At 55.2% G+C, this 17,512-nt stretch carries 16 protein-coding genes; 8 read left to right on the forward strand and 8 right to left on the reverse strand.

Annotation, left to right across the window (positions count from 1 at the left end):
* Position 1 precedes the first annotated feature (1 nt).
* From NH395_RS11895 to NH395_RS11920, 6 genes are all read right to left on the reverse strand, one after another.
* Positions 2 to 286, reverse strand: a complete 285-nt coding sequence (locus tag NH395_RS11895) for a DUF1315 family protein (RefSeq protein ID WP_199285116.1) — start codon at positions 284 to 286, stop codon at positions 2 to 4.
* 14 nt (positions 287 to 300) lie between these two features.
* A complete protein-coding gene (locus tag NH395_RS11900) occupies positions 301 to 1,149 on the reverse strand; it encodes a rhomboid family intramembrane serine protease (protein WP_199285115.1) in 849 nt (282 codons plus the stop codon).
* A gap of 246 nt (positions 1,150 to 1,395) precedes the next feature.
* Positions 1,396 to 2,412: a metallophosphoesterase gene (locus tag NH395_RS11905; RefSeq protein WP_066317325.1), complete on the reverse strand. Its 1,017-nt coding sequence runs from the start codon at positions 2,410 to 2,412 to the stop codon at positions 1,396 to 1,398.
* Positions 2,413 to 2,414: 2 nt separating this feature from the next.
* Positions 2,415 to 3,323: an NAD(+) kinase gene (locus tag NH395_RS11910; RefSeq protein WP_066317328.1), complete on the reverse strand. Its 909-nt coding sequence runs from the start codon at positions 3,321 to 3,323 to the stop codon at positions 2,415 to 2,417.
* A gap of 113 nt (positions 3,324 to 3,436) precedes the next feature.
* Positions 3,437 to 4,306, reverse strand: a complete 870-nt coding sequence (locus tag NH395_RS11915; protein ID WP_199285114.1) for a carboxylate/amino acid/amine transporter — start codon at positions 4,304 to 4,306, stop codon at positions 3,437 to 3,439.
* 117 nt (positions 4,307 to 4,423) lie between these two features.
* The gene (locus NH395_RS11920; protein WP_199285113.1) at positions 4,424 to 4,945 is read right to left on the reverse strand and encodes a YqaE/Pmp3 family membrane protein; all 522 of its coding nucleotides are present in this window, start codon (positions 4,943 to 4,945) and stop codon (positions 4,424 to 4,426) included.
* Positions 4,946 to 5,168: 223 nt separating this feature from the next.
* On the opposite strand from NH395_RS11920, the gene NH395_RS11925 reads away from it, so the two are divergent.
* The 5 genes from NH395_RS11925 to putA all read left to right on the forward strand — a co-directional run bounded on the left by NH395_RS11925 (position 5,169) and on the right by putA (position 12,787).
* Positions 5,169 to 5,576 carry a CBS domain-containing protein gene (locus tag NH395_RS11925; RefSeq protein WP_066317336.1) on the forward strand — a complete coding sequence of 136 codons (408 nt, stop codon included), beginning with the start codon at positions 5,169 to 5,171 and terminating at the stop codon, positions 5,574 to 5,576.
* A gap of 271 nt (positions 5,577 to 5,847) precedes the next feature.
* Entirely contained in the window at positions 5,848 to 6,207 is a 360-nt protein-coding gene (locus NH395_RS11930) for a hypothetical protein (protein ID WP_066317341.1), read from the forward strand.
* A 23-nt stretch (positions 6,208 to 6,230) separates the two neighbouring features.
* A complete protein-coding gene (locus NH395_RS11935; protein WP_199285112.1) occupies positions 6,231 to 7,055 on the forward strand; it encodes an AraC family transcriptional regulator in 825 nt (274 codons plus the stop codon).
* A gap of 427 nt (positions 7,056 to 7,482) precedes the next feature.
* Positions 7,483 to 8,973 (forward strand): sodium/proline symporter PutP, encoded by a 1,491-nt coding sequence (gene putP / locus NH395_RS11940; RefSeq protein WP_066317345.1) that lies wholly within the window; start codon positions 7,483 to 7,485, stop codon positions 8,971 to 8,973.
* A gap of 148 nt (positions 8,974 to 9,121) precedes the next feature.
* Positions 9,122 to 12,787 (forward strand): bifunctional proline dehydrogenase/L-glutamate gamma-semialdehyde dehydrogenase PutA, encoded by a 3,666-nt coding sequence (gene putA / locus NH395_RS11945; RefSeq protein ID WP_199285111.1) that lies wholly within the window; start codon positions 9,122 to 9,124, stop codon positions 12,785 to 12,787.
* Between the two features lie 155 nt (positions 12,788 to 12,942).
* Here putA and NH395_RS11950 read toward each other — a convergent pair whose 3' ends face one another.
* Positions 12,943 to 13,827, reverse strand: coding sequence for a LysR family transcriptional regulator (locus tag NH395_RS11950; RefSeq protein ID WP_066317353.1), 885 nt, complete (start codon positions 13,825 to 13,827; stop codon positions 12,943 to 12,945).
* Between the two features lie 316 nt (positions 13,828 to 14,143).
* On the opposite strand from NH395_RS11950, the gene NH395_RS11955 reads away from it, so the two are divergent.
* The 3 genes from NH395_RS11955 to NH395_RS11965 all read left to right on the forward strand — a co-directional run bounded on the left by NH395_RS11955 (position 14,144) and on the right by NH395_RS11965 (position 16,988).
* Positions 14,144 to 15,010 (forward strand): aspartyl/asparaginyl beta-hydroxylase domain-containing protein, encoded by an 867-nt coding sequence (locus tag NH395_RS11955; protein WP_199285110.1) that lies wholly within the window; start codon positions 14,144 to 14,146, stop codon positions 15,008 to 15,010.
* 11 nt (positions 15,011 to 15,021) lie between these two features.
* Complete coding sequence (locus tag NH395_RS11960) at positions 15,022 to 15,888, forward strand: DMT family transporter (RefSeq protein ID WP_066317355.1); 867 nt, start codon at positions 15,022 to 15,024, stop codon at positions 15,886 to 15,888.
* Positions 15,889 to 16,361: 473 nt separating this feature from the next.
* On the forward strand, positions 16,362 to 16,988 hold the full coding sequence (locus NH395_RS11965; protein WP_066317356.1) for an OmpW family outer membrane protein: 627 nt from the start codon (positions 16,362 to 16,364) through the stop codon (positions 16,986 to 16,988).
* Positions 16,989 to 17,062: 74 nt separating this feature from the next.
* On the opposite strand, the gene NH395_RS11970 is transcribed toward NH395_RS11965, so the two are convergent.
* On the reverse strand, positions 17,063 to 17,395 hold the full coding sequence (locus NH395_RS11970) for a YqcC family protein (protein WP_066317359.1): 333 nt from the start codon (positions 17,393 to 17,395) through the stop codon (positions 17,063 to 17,065).
* Positions 17,396 to 17,512: the final 117 nt, after the last annotated feature.

Consider the following 17,512-nt stretch of genomic DNA (forward strand, 5'->3'; position numbering starts at 1 on the left):
ATCAGTCACGCGACGCATCCTTGGCAAGGCCGACCATTTCCGGTGAAACGCCCTGCCCCGTGGCGCCAGCACCGCAGGTGCGCTGTTCCAGATACCCGACGCGGTTCGCTTCGGGCACGTTGTTTTCCACCTCATAGCGCATCACGGCTTCAAGACACAATTCGGTCTGCTCGGCAGTGAGGTAGCGACCATCGGGCCACTTGCGCAGCGATACGGCCTGCTTGAGGCTCTCATAGATCGCCGGGGTCATCTGGTTGATCATTTTATCGAAGGTCATATCGCTCATGCCAAACTCCTCAGTTAAGACCGTAAACGCCGCGCACTATAATACCAGCCTGTAACCAGGCCGACGATCAGCCCGCCAAGATGCGCCTCGTTGGCAACATTGCCAAAGCCTACCAGTCCGGCCATGTCGGTCATGGTAAAGACCATCCAGCCCAGCATGAACACGACGAGCATTTGCGGTACAAAAAAGCCGCTTCCCGGCACCCGACGCGACATCAGCCACACATGCCCCAGCAAGGCATAAACGACACCCGACATGCCACCGAACAGCACGGTGCCAGCCGCGTACTGCGCCAGGTTCGCCAGTACCCCTGCGACGACCAGTAGCAGGAGCAGCGTCCGTCCGCCCTGAAATGCTTCGACCTGACGCCCGAAATACCAGACCCACATCAGGTTGAAGATCAGGTGCATCCAGCCAAAATGCAAAAAAGCTGGCGACAGCAGACGCCATATCTGGCCGCTGGTTAGCGTCTCCGTCAGTGACCCGAAGGAAACTAGATCCCTACCTATAAAAGTTGTAGGAATAATGCTTAGGACAGACATAATTTGCCCGTAGAACTGACCCAACAATACAAACACAACCAGGCTCACTACCACCATGGCCACGGTAACCGGCAACTGCTTTAGCGTTGGGAACACCCCCGGGGAATCCGCCTTTGAGACCTGCTCAGCTAATTCAAGGGGCTCGCCCTTCTGCCAGCGGGCTACCAGCGCGAGAAGTGCTTCACGCTGATCTGGATCGGCGACCCAGAGCACCAGGGCATCGCCTTCAGCGGTAATCCGGTGCCCTATGCGATAACGCCAAAGCGCTTTGCGAAGTGCCTGGGTATCCGCTTCAGGGGGTAAACGCATTACGGGGTGCATAGGCTTCCTTCATGGTAACGACATAGGCTTTTCATACAAACGCCAAGCTTGGCAACCATTTGATAGAACACGCCGGGGCGTGACAAGACAGTGGTTATTATTTCCACAAAAAAAACCGGCGGAGGGGGCCGCCGGGTAAATAGCAAGGGATCATTCAAGGGAACACCTATTCTGACGAGCAGCGACAACGTTAGTTCATATGTTTTGCAAAAATTATGTAAATTAATGTAACATTAACAATTCGGATCAATCATCGTCATCCTGCACGGTGTTTAAAACACTCTGCTCTTCTCTAGCAACCCGAATCCAGACAAACTGATCGGCATTCAAGTTTTGTTCCCCATTCCAGCGATAGGCAACCAGACGGCCATACTTCACCGCACTGTAATCAAGACAGGCAATGTTCGCCGTGGGCAACGCAGGAATGCCTTCACACCAGTAATGGCCGACAAACAAGGGCGGCTCGTCAGGGCCATAATAACTTAGTGTCTCGCGTTCTTTTTGGCTGAGCGGTCGCTGCTCTAGATCGCCGGGTAAGTTATCAGGCTGGAAGGCGACATCGCCCCAGCACTGCGGCGATGCTGCCCAGAAATGAGTGCGGAAACTGCGCCGCGTAAACCCATCACCCGAATGAATGGCAACATTGTCGGGAAGCGGTAGATGACTGCCCCGCGTCAGGCGATCCAGAATCTGAAATGCCTGGGTCGATGGATCGGTAGACGCGACCAGAAAATCGTCATCCAGGCAGCCATCCGGGTAATCCTGCTTGAATTGCGCAATCAGCTGGTGGTCCCAGCAGGCATGGACCACCCGCAAGCCATCCTGCTCGAGAAACAACGGCAGCGTTTTAAACCACGCCAGCGTGTCTTCCCATTCATTGGTGTGGTCGCGGTACTGTTCCAGCGTATCCTGAATAATCCGGTTGTGACGCGGTGTGTGCTCGCGTAACCAGCGCTGTTGGCTATTCGGCGGTGCCGGGTGGGTATACGCCAAGGCGTTATATTCATGGTTGCCCATGACAATCTGGGCCTCGCCCGACTCGACCATACGCCGGGCGATCGTCACAGCAAGCCGGATGCGCGGCCCCCGGTCGATAAGATCACCAAGAAAGATCACCCGGCGGCGCGGATGGCGATAGACACCACTGCGCTGGCGATAGCCGAGCTTTTCGAGGAGCGCCGCGAGCGTGGCCCCGCACCCGTGCACATCCCCAATCAGATCGTAGCCTTCAAACACCGACTTGGTGGCGATTTGGTGGGCCATCTTCAGTCTCCCAACCGGTTGCTCCAGCCGAGTTTGCTGCGCAGCACCTCGTAGAAATTATGCCCAATGGGATGCACCAGTTGGACGCGTTCTGGCTTGCGCGTAATGACCACCACATCATCCGGTTTGGCGACCGAGCGTGTTTGCCCATCGCAGCTGACGTGGGGGTAGGACAGGTTGGTCTCACCGATGTGCAGGCGGATCTCGCTGGCCGCATCGATGACAATGGGGCGGCTTGAAAGCGTATGCGGGAACATCGGCACCAGAGTAATCACATCCAGCTTGGGGTGCATGATCGGTCCACCGCCGGATAAGGCGTAAGCCGTAGAGCCCGTGGGCGTGGCGATAATCAGCCCGTCGCTTCGCTGGCTGTAAACGAACTGGCCATCAATGAACAGTTCGAACTCGATCATGCGCACCGCTTTGCCAGGATGGACGACGACTTCATTGAGCGCTTCACCCGACCCCACCATGACACCGTTGCGATATAGCGCCATATCCAGCAGAAAGCGTTCCTCGCGTTCGAACTCACCGGCCAGCACTTCGCTAACGCGGCTTTCCAGCTCATCCGGCGAGATGTCGGTCAGAAAGCCCAAGCGACCTCGATTAACGCCTAAAATCAGCGTCCCGCTATGGCAAAGAGTTCGGGCCGCGCCTAACAGGCTGCCATCACCACCGACCACAATCACCAGGTCACACATCTCCCCCAGGGCTCGACGACTGGCCTCGGGCTGACCATGGTGGGGGATCACCGTTGCGGTGCGATCTTCGACCAGTACGCGGTAGCGATGCTCAACCAGGTAATTGACTAAGCGCTGCAGCGAGTCGACGACTTTATCGCTGCCCAGGCGGCCAATTAGCCCGATGGTACTAAATGGCCGCCCTGACTCCTTGGGTGTATTCGATGGCACAGCAGCTTCCTGAACATGATGGGTCGTGGGTCGACTCAAGTAATATCAGTCCATTATGGCCAGAGCAGGCAGCGCGGGCAAATGGACTTACGTGAGTGAAACGTCAACCGGCCCTAGGCAGGGTGTGCCTGCTGACGTTGCAGCCACCAATGATTCAACCAAAGGGACGCCGCCATAATGCCCGCGCCGAGCAGCAGCCGAGCCACATCGGCCTCACGGTTCCAGATCAACAGGTTGACGGCCAGCCCTGCGGGTACCAGCGCGTTGTTCATGACCGCAAGCGTACCTGCATCGACCCGGATAGCCCCCTGGTTCCAGGCAAAATACCCCACGCCCGAAGCGACCAGTCCAAGCCAGGCCAACACGCCCCACTGCACACCGGTTGTTGGCAAGGCGGCGCTATTACCGAACAGCAGGAAGACCGGCAGCGCAATCACCATGGCGCCGATAAAAAACCAGCCAAATACATTGTGCCAGGGCAAGTCTGCGGGCAGGTCAGCCGCTAGACGCCGGTAGCCTACCTGGCCAATGGCAAAACACAGATTGGCCCCCTGAACGACTAAAAAGCCTGCCCAAAAACCACTATCCACCCCATCGTAGCGGATAACCGCCGCGCCCAGCACAGCCAAGCCAGCGCTTAACAGGTAGATCGGCGTAAACCGCCCAAACAGCAGGTCATCCAGCAGTGCGATATAAATGGGCGTGAAGATAGTGAACAGTAGAACTTCGGGCACCGACAGCAATATAAATGACTGATAGAAGAAGGTGTACATAATGCCAAGCTGAATGGCGCCCAGCGCCATCAGCGCCAAACGCTGCTTGCCTTTTAACAGGCTCGGCCGCAGGAACGGCAAGAACACCAGGGCGGCAAGCCCTACCCGGAGGAGGACCGCAAAATAGCTGTCCACCTGGCCCGCCAGATAAACGCCAATCAGCGAGAAAGAGAACGCCCACAGCGCGGTGACACCGACGAGATACGCCATTGTAAACCCCAGACATTATAAAAGTTGACATGGATTATACGTAGCGTTTCGTCAATGCCAATGGCTGGTAGGCAAAAACATCGCTTGAATGTTGACCTGCCTGGGAATTGGCGCGCCTTATTGTCGGCGAAGCCAGACAAAAGCAAAAACGACTCCAGGTAGCCAGACGCATAGCGTCAGTAAGGTCGTAATGGCGACGCGTCGCGCGCCCCCATCCGTCAGCGCTACCGCCAATGGCGGGAATAGCACAGCCAATGCATAGTACGCGGCCTTCACCGATGAAGGCATGTCTCTCAGCGGCGGTGGCTGCGTCGCCGATTCGTTAACAGACGGTTTTTCAGGGGTGTAATATTCAACGCTTTTATCAACAGCGGGCGTCGCTTCAGCCTTGGTGGACTCGTTAACCTTCGTCTTGCGGTGTGCTTCCTTGTCGATTTTTTGCGTCAGAGCGTCAGCGTCGTGCGCCAGATCATCGTGATAGCGCTCCCACTCTTCCCAATCGTGGGGTGTTCCCACCTTGGGGGGTTGATGCCCGGCTTCACGCGCACGCTCCCAGGATTTCTCTTCCAGCGTGTTGGGGCGGTCGGCATCACGGTCCAGCGGCACCCCTTTGCGATTCAAATATTCACGTGCGTCCATAATGTTTCCTCACGCCAAGTCATTGGGGTCTGTTGCGGCCAGCCCCTTGGGTTATTCGACCAGATAAGAATAACAATTGCGACGCCCCCGGCCCTTTACAAGCGCTTTTAAAGCGTTGAATGCTCCAGCGGGATGATCATCGCATCTGTATGTAAATCTTCTAAAGTGAATGGAGTGACGGTTAACTAAACGTTCGCCATGCTCACGCAAAAGGAGAACCACAATGTCAAAACCCACGCCTCACACAGTACGCGATATCATGTCTCGCGATTGCTATCGTGTTTCGCCGGAAATGTCGATCACCACGTTGGCCCAGGGGCTCGCACTGCACCGACTGCCAGGGGCGCCGGTGGTCGACCGGCATGACAATCTGATCGGCTTTATCTCGGAACAGGATGTGTTGGGCCGCGTTCTCGACAGCGTGTATCATGACGACGAGGCCCCCCTGGTTAGAGAATTGATGCGCAACGAAGTGCTCAGCGTTACTCCGGTGAAAAGCATTACCGATCTGGCTCAGGAAATGCTGGGCGCAAAGCCCAAAATATATCCGGTGGTTGAACAACGCCGCCTGGTTGGGATTGTCACACGGCGGGATATCCTTGTCGCCTTGCTAACCATTCGCCGCCACTAAGGAGGCTGTCGCCAAACATTGCGAAAGCAGGCCGCCGTGACGTCATGAACGTCAGGCAAAAAAAACCGCTGCTCATGGAGCAGCGGAAGCAAGGGATCAAAACAATAGCGAGACAACACCATTAGCGACTGCTATCACTACGTTGTCTGTACTTACTCAGACACGCTTTTCTGAAAAAGTTCGGCAATCTGCAAAATTTTCGTTTCAAAAAATGTGAACGGTATAATGGTCTGTATCGACATTTCGCACTCAACCCCCAAGGGAGTACTGCATGGCACTTTATCTTTTGGTATTCGGGGTGTGTTTTCTGGTGATTGGCAGTGTCGTCGCCGTGTTGCTGACCTCACGCACGCCAAGGTACCGCACCGAGCCGAAAGATCTGCTGGCACTTTTTGACAAAGCGCTGGCCAGCCAGGTGAGCGAGACGGAATGGAACGCCCTGATCGGCTACCCCATCCGGCATGACGAGTACCTGGAGGGGGTGCGGAGGCGGGCATCCCACTTGATGGACCAACATGGTAGGCGCTGGCAGCTGGCTCAGGGAAAGCCTCTGCTTAACGCAGAAGGTCAAGCGGAGCTGAAAGCCCTGCGTGACCATTTGGCGGCCCACACCGAACTCCATGCACATTAACGCAGGTGGCGACGGAGATTCCTATGCCCAGCACGATTCGCCGAATTCCTCTGGAAAGCGCTACGCGTCACCACGCTCATGATTTTCACCAAATCGTTATCACTCTATGCGGTGCGTCGGAGTTTGAGATCGAGGGGCTGGGCGGCCGTGTCAATGCGTTTTCGGGCTGTATCGTGCCCGCGAATCATGAGCACTACTACTCGGGCAGTGGCTATAACCGACAGCTGATTCTGGACCTGCCAGAAGATGCACCGGCGCTTACCGGTGAGCAGCGCGAGCTGGTCGCCCTGTTCGATGCGCCGCGTTTTTTTGCTCTGGATGCCTCGCTGCGCCACTACCTGGCCTTCATGGAATGTGAGCTTGGCCAGACCGACTCCCCTGGCCTGCCGCCCTTTCAACATGACCGACTGGCTGCCACTTTTCTGGGGGCTCTCAAGGGGCGCCTGGGCAATGTCTCTGACCCACCCTCGCGTCTCGATATTCGCCACCTTGACCGTTATATTCAACAGCATATGGCCGACAATCTGCGTGTCGCCGACCTGGCGAAACTGGTGTGCCTGAGCGAGGCACATTTTTCGGAACGTTTCCGTCAACAGACAGGGCTCTCGCCCTGGCAATACGTTAAGCGTCAGCGACTCCATGCGGCCCATCAGCTTGTGGTACAGAGCCAATTGTCGTTGACCGATATTGCGCTGCAAACCGGTTTTGCCAACCAGAGTGCGCTATCGCATGCGTTTCGCCGTGGCTATGGGCTCTCTCCCCGCCAGCTTCGTCAATCCCGCAGACTCTCCACCCCGTTGACTAGCCGTCCATATAATCCCCTGGCAGAGCCTGTCAAACTAAACTAACGTCTTATAAGTGATCGACTTACCTCGAATTTGACATATTTTCCCGTGGAAATGGCATACACCGACAGCCACTCCGCTCTACATTCGAGCGTTAGCTCAGGTTTTACGTCCTGTTACCATTATTACCGCTTTAATGGGCGGAAACGCGCCGCTTTCGGCGCAGGGCGATGAGTAAGCAGCTCATCATCGACAAACCAAAACTCATGAACAGGGAACTCTCTTATGGTCGAAAATAATACTGGGATCATTGCTGATAAAGGTGCCATCAACCTTTCTGACACTGTCTATTGCGGGCGTTCGTTAAGCCCCGTAGCGTGAATGAAAAACGGGTTAATAAAAATAATGCGGATGACTACCGGGCCCTTCCCGGTAACCGCACAAACCGGGCGGAATTAACGCCGTCCCGAAGAATTATTGGAGAAGTTACATGGCTATTGGTGTTTGGATCAGTCTCATTGCCTACTTTGCGCTCATGATTGCCATTGGCATTTATGCGATGCGCAAAGCCACCTCTTCCTCGGAAGATTACATGCTGGGTGGCCGTAACCTCAGCCCCAAAGTGGCCGCCTTGTCAGCTGGCGCGTCGGACATGAGTGGCTGGTTGCTGCTGGGCTTGCCCGGTGCGATGTTCGCTTCTGGCCTCGGATCGGCCTGGATCGGTATTGGCCTGCTCGTCGGGGCATTATTCAACTGGATTCTGGTCGCTCCGCGCCTGCGTGAACAGACGGTTCACTATGGCAATGCGATCACCATTCCGGCTTTCCTGGCAAATCGCTTTCCGACACGGTCGCTTTCCCTGCGCACGGTGTCTGCCATCGTGATCGTCATCTTCTTTGCGGTCTACACCGCATCGGGCCTGGTAGCCGGCGGCAAGCTGTTCGAAAGCGCCTTTGCGGGGGTCGTGAACATTGGCGGCATGAGCGACTATGGTGCGGGCGTGCTGATCACCCTCGGCGTCGTGCTGGTTTACACCGTGGTCGGTGGCTTTCTGGCGGTGAGCATGACGGACTTCGTGCAAGGCTGCATCATGATGCTGGCCCTGGTGATCATGCCGGCGGTTGTCCTCTTTGGTGAAGGCGGCGGCGGCTTCGGCCAGGCATCACAGACCCTCAATGAGGTCGACCCCACGCTGCTGTCGTGGACGGAAGGATTGACCTTTATCGGCTGGCTGTCTGCGGTGACCTGGGGGCTTGGGTACTTTGGCCAGCCACACATCATCGTGCGCTTCATGGCAATCCGCACGCTCAAGGATGTACCAATTGCCCGCAACATCGGCATGAGCTGGATGGCCATCTCGCTGATCGGCGCGGTGTCGCTGGGTATTTTTGGCCGCGCCTATGCGGTCCGCAACGGCATGGATGTCGAAGACCCGGAAACCATCTTCATTATCCTGGCGGAGTTGCTGTTCCACCCGCTGATCACCGGCTTCCTGTATGCAGCGCTGCTGGCGGCGGTCATGAGCACCATTTCCAGCCAGCTACTGGTAGCGTCTTCTTCGCTGACCGAGGACTTCTATCGCCTCTTCCTGCGTAAAGAAGCCACGGACAAGGAGTGCGTGAACGTGGGCCGTGTGAGCGTCGTCCTGGTGGGCTTGATAGCAGCCGTGATTGCGTCGGATCCAGACTCACAGGTACTTGGATTGGTCAGTAACGCCTGGGCAGGCTTCGGCGCCGCCTTCGGCCCGCTGATCATCCTGTCGCTGATGTGGTCGCGTACCAACGGCAATGGCGCCATTGCTGGCATGGTCGTGGGTGCCGCCACCGTCATGATCTGGATTGCCCTGGGCTGGAACGCTTCCTTCATGGGTGGCCCGGGCATTTACGAGATCATTCCCGGCTTCATCGCAGCCTTCCTTGCCATCCTGGTGGTAAGCAGCGCCACGGCCGATGCCGGCGAGTATCAGCACATTACCCGCTAGCAAGAGCGCGCAGGATACATTCAACGTATCAGGAGGGCTCCCCCAGGAGCCCTCTGTTGGTTTGATCTTTTGTGTTTGCTGCCAAAAGACCGACTAAACCCTAACCGACGCAGTAACGTTACGTGTCGGCTAGCAAGGAGAGATCCCTATGAACGAAGCCAACCCTCATCTGCATAGCGACGTGAGTGACCTGCGCTCACGCATTCGCAAGAATTACGACGCCAATGAAGCAGATGTACTGCACGGGCTTGTCGAGCGTATCAAGCTGTCGGAGGATGACCGCAAGCAGGTCGCCGCCGTTGGTGCCAAGTACGTAGAGCGTGTGCGCAAGGAAAGGTCGCCCTCGATGATGGAGGCATTCCTGGCCGAGTACGGGCTCTCGACCACCGAGGGCGTTGGCCTGATGTGTCTGGCAGAAGCGCTACTGCGCGTGCCCGATGCAGAAACCATCGACGACCTGATCCACGACAAGATCGAACCCTCCGACTGGGGCGCCCACCTGGGCAAGTCTTCGTCTTCAATGGTCAATGCCTCGACCTGGGCACTACTGTTGACCGGCAAGGTCCTGGAAGAGGACCCCAAGGGCCCCACACGGGCGCTGCGGGGCCTGGTTCGCCGCATGGGCGAGCCGGTGGTTCGCAAGGCAGTTGGCCAGTCGATGAAGATTCTCGGCCGTCAGTTCGTGCTCGGCCAGACCATCGAAGAAGGCATGAAGAATGCCCGTGAGCTCGAGAAGCAGGGCTATACCTATTCCTACGATATGCTGGGCGAAGCGGCGCGCACCGACGAAGATGCCGTCCGCTATCACCAAGCGTATGCCAAGGCGATTTCCGCCATCGCCGAGCAGGCCAAGGGTGATGTCCGCGGCAGCCCCGGCATTTCGGTAAAGCTCTCGGCGCTGCATCCCCGCTATGAATACACCCACCGTGAAACGGTAATGGCAGAACTGCTGCCTCGCGCCAAAGAGTTGGTGCAGCAGGCAGCCAAGGCCAATATCGGTTTCAATATCGATGCCGAAGAGCAGGATCGGCTGGATCTCTCCCTCGACGTGATCGAGGCGCTAATGGCTGACCCCAGCCTGGACGGTTGGGATGGTTTTGGGGTGGTCGTGCAAGCCTACGGGCGCCGCGCCGCGCCGATGATCGAGACGCTCTACGAACTCGCCGAGCGGTATGACCGCAAGATCATGGTACGCCTGGTGAAAGGCGCCTACTGGGATACCGAGATCAAGCTATCCCAGGAGATGGGCGTCAAGACCTTCCCGGTCTTCACCCGCAAGGTCAACACCGATGTCAGCTACATGGCCTGCGCGCAAATGCTGCTCGACCGGCGCGACCGCATCTACCCTCAGTTCGCGACCCACAACGCCCACACCTGCGCTGCCGTCGTAGAAATGGCGGGCGACGACAAGGACAGCTACGAGTTCCAGCGCCTGCATGGCATGGGCGAATCGCTGCACCACATCGTTAAAGAGACAGAGGGCACGCACTGTCGCATCTACGCCCCGGTTGGTGCGCACCGCGACCTGCTGGCCTATCTGGTTCGCCGCCTGCTGGAAAACGGCGCCAACTCCTCGTTCGTCAACCAGGTAGTGGATAGCTCGATTCCGCCCAGCGAGGTCTCGAAGGATCCCATTGAAGGCTTTAAGCAGCTCGGCAATGACGTTTCAAGCCCCTTGATCCGCCAGCCCAGCGAGCTGTTCGAGCCTGAGCGCAAGAACTCCAAGGGCTACCGCATCAACGAACCCGCTTCAATTTTGCCGCTACTCAATGCCCGCGAAGCATTTGCCGACGCCACCTGGACGGCAGGCCCGATGCTGGCAGGCAACCCGACTCCCAAGGGCCCGGCACGTGATGCGGTCTCCCCCGCCGACGGCTCTCGGGTAATCGGTAAGGTGCATGAAGCCACCCCGGAAGAGGTCGCCACTGCCCTCGACGCCGCCGAGGAAGGCTTCAAAGAGTGGTCGGCGCGCCCTGTGGCAGAACGCGCCGCGGTACTGCGCCGCACCGCCGACCTCTACGAAGAACACATCGCCGAACTGACCGTGATCACCACCCGCGAAGCGGGCAAGATGATGTTCGATGGTATCGCCGAAGTGCGTGAGGCAGTGGATTTCCTACGCTACTACGCCAACGAAGGCGAGCGGCTGGAAGCGGAAGAGCCCGGCAGCGCCCGCGGTATCTTCGTCTGCATCAGTCCGTGGAACTTCCCCCTGGCCATCACCACCGGGCAGATCGCGGCCGCACTGGTGGCTGGCAACGCGGTACTCGCCAAGCCCGCCGAGCAGACGCCTCTGATCGCGGCCCGTGCCGTTGAGTTGATGCGCGAAGCCGGTTTGCCCGAAGCGGCGCTGCAACTACTCCCGGGCGATGGCCCGACGGTAGGTGGCCCGTTGACCAGCGATCCGCGTATTGCCGGTGTCTGCTTTACCGGCTCGACCCCGGTGGCACAGATCATCCACAAGGCGCTGGCCGAGAACGCGGGGCCTGATGCCGTACTGATCGCCGAAACCGGCGGACTCAACTCCATGATCGTCGACTCCACGGCGCTCACCGAGCAAGCGGTGCGCGATATTCTGATCTCCTCCTTCCAGTCGGCCGGCCAGCGCTGTTCCGCGCTGCGCATGCTGTATGTCCAGGAAGAAGCCCGTGACCGGTTGCTCAACATGCTCTACGGTGCCATGGACGCGCTCACCATCGGCGACCCCTGGAATACCGATACCGACGTATCGCCGGTGATTGATGCCGATGCCCAACAGGAAATCAGCGATTATGTAGCGGCGCAGGAGAAGGCTGGCAAGGTGCTGAAGAAGCTTTCAGTGCCGGAGACCGGCACCTTCGTTACCCCGGCGGTGATCGACGTTGGCGGCATCGAGGATCTCGAGCGTGAAATCTTTGGCCCGGTGTTGCACGTGGCCACCTTCAAGGCGCGGGATATCGACATGGTGGTCGACGACATCAACGGCAAGGGCTACGGGCTGACCTTCGGCCTGCATACCCGTATCGATGACCGCGTACAGCAGATCGTCGAGCGCATTCATGTCGGCAACGTCTACGTCAACCGTAACCAGATCGGTGCCATTGTTGGCTCCCAGCCGTTCGGCGGCGAGGGCCTCTCAGGCACTGGACCCAAGGCCGGTGGCCCGCTCTACGTCACTCGCTTCCGCCGCACCGCAGACGCCGAACGCACTGAGGCGCCACACGAAAAAACCGTATCACTGGACGATCTCCAATCCGCCATCGACGGGTTGGATGCGCGCAACTGGGCGGTACGCCCCAATCGCATCGAGGTACTGCGCAAGGCGCTCTCCGGCAAAGGCGGTGTGATCCGCAAGGCGCTCAATGAGACAGCAGCGCTGGATATGACCCCGCAGACACTGCCGGGGCCGACAGGTGAAAGCAACCGTCTGGCGATGTATCCCAAGGGCATGGTTCTGTGCCTGGGGCCAACCCTGGATGTTGCCGTTGCTCAGGCCGCACAGGCTCTTGGCACTGGCTGTGCGGCCGTCGTGGTCGCGCCAGGCGCCGAACAGGCAGTGAAGCCGCTGATCGATGCCGGTGCGCCAGTCGCGGGGCTAGACGGAAGCGTCTCGGCCGAGACATTGAGTGATGTCAAAGGTATTGCGGCGGTCGCCGCCGCGGGCAACAGCGACTGGACCCGCGAACTGCGCATTGCGCTGGCCAAGCGCGACGGCGCCGTCATCCAGCTCGAGACCCAGACCATTTCGCCGGAACGCTACGTGGTGGAACGCCATCTGTGCATCGACACCACCGCAGCGGGCGGCAACGCGAGCTTATTGGCAACGGCTGAATAGGATCGCTACTGAACGTGATCTAACGTGGTCGGGAGACGCCAATACTGGCGTCTCCCCAATGAAAGACACAAGGTCATTCAGTCGCCACCTGTAACGAAGTTCTACAGAACTAAAAAGTCGGCTTAAGAACTTTTAAAATGATAGAAGAAGGAGCGTTAACATGCCTTAACCACTGATTTACTTATATTGTTTTTATATTCAAAAAAACCAACAATCATTTCTTCTACCATTCTCACCGGACTATCTGGATTTGTACAGTTAGCTGATACAGAGATATCAATACTTCCTAGGTTCGGTAAAAAATTATTGTTTTCCAGTTTGTAGACATCATCAGTTACCGCAACATGTGGGATCGCCGATATAGCGAGATTATTTGCTACTGCTGATAAAACACCAGCAAGGTTTGATGACGAAAAGACAATCTCATAATCTAACCCGTTGCTATCGAGGGCATTGAGGATCATGGATCGGTCGGAGCAACCATCAGTAAAGCAGGCAATCCTCAACCTCTTCTCTTGCCAAGAAAATTGGGCATTTGGTGCTATCCATACCATCGGTGTGGTCAACAACAGCCTGCTTGAAATAGACTCAGGGCAATTCTGAGTAAGTGCAATATCAACCTCGCCTGTCGAATAAGCACGCCAAATCTCATCACTATATCCAGAGACAACTTCTATACTTATTCCTGGATGAGAGTCACAGCACGCTCTAAGCAAGTCCGGTATGAAACTTGCCAAGAATACATCGCTGGTTCCGATTGTCACCTTTTGGTCGTCGCTGACACCAGACAATTCATTTAGCGCCAGCTCGTTTATTTCGAGAATTTCTTTAGCCCGCTTGAGTAACTGCTTGCCAGCTTTTGTGAGTGACACACCGCCGCTATGCCTTGTGAAAAGCGGCGTTCCTAACTGTAGCTCCAGCTTCCTTATCTGCCAGCTGATTGCAGACTGTACACGATGACGGCGTACGGCAGCTTTGGTGAAGCTGCTCAGCTCAGACACGGCGATGAAGGTGCGTAAGCAATCGATGTCTAGATCCATTTGGCACTCCTAGTCCTGAATTCAAGTAATAATAAGTGCAGCACCTGCGGTTTCAAGTATTCCCAAACACTTTCTTAAAAAGATCTTGTCTGGCACTCAGTGCCCCATACTCTGCTTCAACCTCTGCTCTCCCCATGCCCACCATGCTTTATAAAAGGTATTTTAGTTATTCTATGGATTAAGATCCCATAAGAATAGGGCAGTCACCATATCTAAAATATTGATACCCACCTATCAACATTATTCGCTGGGATTTTCCCACTTTGACAGCTAGGGTTAAAAACAATCTTCCAAACTTTCAAGTGGAGTATAAGCTATGTCTTTTATTGTGGCAAAAATCGACCTTGACGCAGTCAACCTTTCTAGCGAAATTGAATACCTCAACAATCTACCCAAGATCCATGAAGAGTATGATGAATTTGCACAAGGGTATTGGAAAAACATCTCGTTGTTTAATGCATCAGGACATGACTATGACACACAGTTTCGAAACTGTGAAATAGCAATACCGACGTCGCACCTCAAAAAATGCCAAATGATAAATAAAATTATCGAAGATAATTTTTCTATTAAAAATCTAATTATGGTTAGAGCTAGAAACTTGATTGACGGAATGGTTATCCCGCATCGAGATTTTGTTGAAATGGACGGTGAAACTGAACGCTACTTTCGAGTTTTTATGATGCTTGAAAATAACCCTGAATCCTACCACTCTGATGAAGGCGGTGTGTTCCAGATGCGCAAAGGAGAAGTATGGTTCCTTGACGCGGCCAAAGATCACGCTGCCATTAATTTTTCAAACAAAAGCCGTATGGCAATCTGCCTTGATTTTGTTTTTCAGGGAGATTTTGATCCTCGTGATATTTTCAACGAATCAGCAAGGTACGAAGAAGGTGTCAAACCGACCTATGTAAAAAGAAATACAGTCAGTTCAATCGAAAAAAATGAAATTGTGGCAAGCATCGCTAAGATGTTAAACAAACAAACCTTTAAAGATATAATATTTGCCGCATCAAAATTCCATTTCACTTACGATATACCCGTATCAGAATGCTATGACTGGATAATTGATGCCGCATTGAGCAAAAACGATGAAGAGGTCGCAGCCAAGGCGAAAGCGCTTAAGCACTATTTGATTGAGAACCGAAATTTGGGTGAGCGCTTTTCAATCGCCAGTTGGTGAGTGACTCCATTATGGTCAGTTTCAATCTTGCCCGTTTGGCGCCACTGCTCTTTCTAGCCATGTGGAGCAGTGGTGCCCTTTTTGTTAAAGCTGGTTTACAGGACTCTTCTGTACTGTCCTTCCTCCTAGTCAGGTCTCTTGGCGCCTTGCTGGTGATGACGATATTACTGGCTACGCTTCTTCCGGCCGAGATTCGGAGCTTGCTTTCAATGCCCAGGCCAACCTGGATTCGGCTCTTATTCGTGGGGCTTTTTTTGCAGGTCCTCTATCAGGGGTTCTTCTTTGCTTCTATCGCTCACGACCTGTCGCCCGGCATGCTTGCTATTGTACTTGGATGCCAACCTTTACTCACCCCTGTGCTTGCGCTGGAACGCATTGGTGGCAAAGGCTATATGGTGCTGCTTCTTGGATTTGTCGGACTGGTGATTGCAGTCACAGGGGGCGGTGCGGTAGATGTTGTTACGGTACCCGGACTTATATTCGCCAGCTTATCCGTGTTGGCAATGACGTTTGGTACTATCCTACAGAAGCATACCAACGTTCATGTAATGAGTTCGGTGCTGGTTCAATACTGCTTATCCTCTGCCATCTTCGCTTTTGGGGTTGGACTTTATGGTTTTGACGCAAAACTAACGCCACAATTTATCTTTTCAGCGCTATGGATGATTGTCGTGGTCTCAGTGGGGGCCGTGCTTTTGCTGGTATACATGCTGAAAGGGGACAAAGCAAGCAAGGTCTCAACGCTGTTTTTTTTGGTGCCTGTTATTACATATTTATTAGACTATCTTGTCTACGATGCACCATTGAGCTTATTAACGATTATCGGTGGAGCAATGGTTGTATCTTCACTGCTTATATATGGTCGGCTTATTCGGTGAGGAGTCGGTTTTAGGGCTTTAAGTAGACAATCAGTTCTTAAAAAAGGTGAACGTCGGGCCAATGCCACCCATCCTCCTCCAGAGCTCAGCAAACACAGATCAGGATTGTCCCCCCTACCGCATGACCTTTCCTTGTTAGTGGCCAAATGCTGCGCGCCTCAGTTGCTGTGATTCCGGTCATGACGCATCTCTTGCATATTCAATTCTCAACTAATATACGCCTTTAGGTACATATACGTTATCATGGCGCCCGCAATCACGCGCTTGTTGCGAGGTGTGGCTTGCATTTTTATGCCAGCCTGAGGGGCATCTTCTTTAGGGCATAGCACCTACCCAGCAACCCTTGCCCTGGATCAATAATCCACTCCCTGGATCTCGTTACACTGGCCACATCGTTAAGCGGCTATCGAATAGCCGTCCAGCGTTGCAACGAGTCGTTTGAAACTGTCTGTTTTAACATCAGGAGTGCCCCCATGCGTAAAGCCGCCCTGCCTACCCTACTTGTATCCACCGTTGCCGCTTCTGCGTTGATGACCAGCAGCCAGGCATTCGCTTACGGCGCGGGTGATTTCTTTACCCGCGTGGGTGTTGCCAAAGTCGCTCCTAAAAGCGACAACGGCTCACTGGCCAACGGTGCGCTGGCCGTGGATGTACAGGATGAAACCGATTTTGCGTTCACCTTGGGCTACCGCTTCCTCGATAAAGTCGGCGTGGAGCTATTGGCCGCGCTGCCGTTCGAGCACGATATCCACCTGAACGGCGGTAATATCGCTTCAACCAAGCACTTGCCGCCAACCCTGACAATGCAGTATTACCCGTTGGGCGGCACACAGTCCCGGGTACAGCCTTATGTCGGCGCGGGTATTAACTACACCCATTTCTCCGATGAAGAGCTCGCGATTGGCGATTTAGATCTGGATGACTCCTGGGGTGCAGCGGGGCAAGTAGGCGTCGACCTGCTGATTGATGACCACTGGGCGTTGAACGCCGCGGCCTGGTACATCGACATCGATACCGATGCCAGCGTTGACGGTGCAGCGGCCGGTACCGTTGAGATCGACCCTGTCGTGGTCATGGGTGGCCTCAGCTATCGTTTCTAGGCTGACAGCCAATAACCTCTCAGGCGTTATCCACAAAGCCTGCCTTGCGGCGGGCTTTGTTGTTACAACGGCCTTCAGTTTTCAGTGACGACCTTATCCACTCTCTCCACAGCCCGCACAACGAGCAACTGGTGATGGGCAGGTGTTTGCTCCTGCTGCAAATAGGCCGCCACGGCGGGCGCCACCTCGCATTTGGCGGGCATCGGCCCACCCGCTTCAGCCAGCGACTCCAGGCGCGCGATAAACACAAAGCGCAGCCACTGGAGCAGCGACATTGTATCGACACAGAACGGCTGCTGGCTGGAAAAAGCCGCTGCTTCTGGGGTTGGCATACGCCATAGGTCAGCGGCCTTTAGCGTCGCTTCAAGGTCAAGAAGCGCGGTATGAAGCTCGCGATGTGCACCCATAAACCACCTATGTTAAATCAGATAATTAAACAAGCATTATCCCTACTCTATGGCTGAGTTGCCACTCATCCACCGGGATCTTCGTTATTCACAGATTCACAGAAAACCTGCAAGAGA

This window comes from Halomonas sp. Mc5H-6 (assembly GCF_024124705.1).
In the GTDB taxonomy this organism is placed as follows: Bacteria; Pseudomonadota; Gammaproteobacteria; order Pseudomonadales; family Halomonadaceae; genus Vreelandella; species Vreelandella subterranea.

What these genes read in the sequence shown, in the direction of transcription:
- NH395_RS11905 (WP_066317325.1), bottom strand. Translation starts at nt 2,412, where the DNA reads ATGGCCCACCAAATCGCCACCAAGTCGGTGTTTGAAGGCTACGATCTG.
- NH395_RS11900 (WP_199285115.1), bottom strand. Translation starts at nt 1,149, where the DNA reads ATGCACCCCGTAATGCGTTTACCCCCTGAAGCGGATACCCAGGCACTT.
- NH395_RS11965 (WP_066317356.1), top strand. Translation starts at nt 16,362, where the DNA reads ATGCGTAAAGCCGCCCTGCCTACCCTACTTGTATCCACCGTTGCCGCT.
- NH395_RS11950 (WP_066317353.1), bottom strand. Translation starts at nt 13,827, where the DNA reads ATGGATCTAGACATCGATTGCTTACGCACCTTCATCGCCGTGTCTGAG.
- putP (WP_066317345.1), top strand. Translation starts at nt 7,483, where the DNA reads ATGGCTATTGGTGTTTGGATCAGTCTCATTGCCTACTTTGCGCTCATG.
- NH395_RS11930 (WP_066317341.1), top strand. Translation starts at nt 5,848, where the DNA reads ATGGCACTTTATCTTTTGGTATTCGGGGTGTGTTTTCTGGTGATTGGC.
- NH395_RS11920 (WP_199285113.1), bottom strand. Translation starts at nt 4,945, where the DNA reads ATGGACGCACGTGAATATTTGAATCGCAAAGGGGTGCCGCTGGACCGT.
- NH395_RS11955 (WP_199285110.1), top strand. Translation starts at nt 14,144, where the DNA reads ATGTCTTTTATTGTGGCAAAAATCGACCTTGACGCAGTCAACCTTTCT.
- putA (WP_199285111.1), top strand. Translation starts at nt 9,122, where the DNA reads ATGAACGAAGCCAACCCTCATCTGCATAGCGACGTGAGTGACCTGCGC.
- NH395_RS11915 (WP_199285114.1), bottom strand. Translation starts at nt 4,306, where the DNA reads ATGGCGTATCTCGTCGGTGTCACCGCGCTGTGGGCGTTCTCTTTCTCG.
- NH395_RS11925 (WP_066317336.1), top strand. Translation starts at nt 5,169, where the DNA reads ATGTCAAAACCCACGCCTCACACAGTACGCGATATCATGTCTCGCGAT.
- NH395_RS11960 (WP_066317355.1), top strand. Translation starts at nt 15,022, where the DNA reads ATGGTCAGTTTCAATCTTGCCCGTTTGGCGCCACTGCTCTTTCTAGCC.
- NH395_RS11935 (WP_199285112.1), top strand. Translation starts at nt 6,231, where the DNA reads ATGCCCAGCACGATTCGCCGAATTCCTCTGGAAAGCGCTACGCGTCAC.
- NH395_RS11895 (WP_199285116.1), bottom strand. Translation starts at nt 286, where the DNA reads ATGAGCGATATGACCTTCGATAAAATGATCAACCAGATGACCCCGGCG.
- NH395_RS11970 (WP_066317359.1), bottom strand. Translation starts at nt 17,395, where the DNA reads ATGGGTGCACATCGCGAGCTTCATACCGCGCTTCTTGACCTTGAAGCG.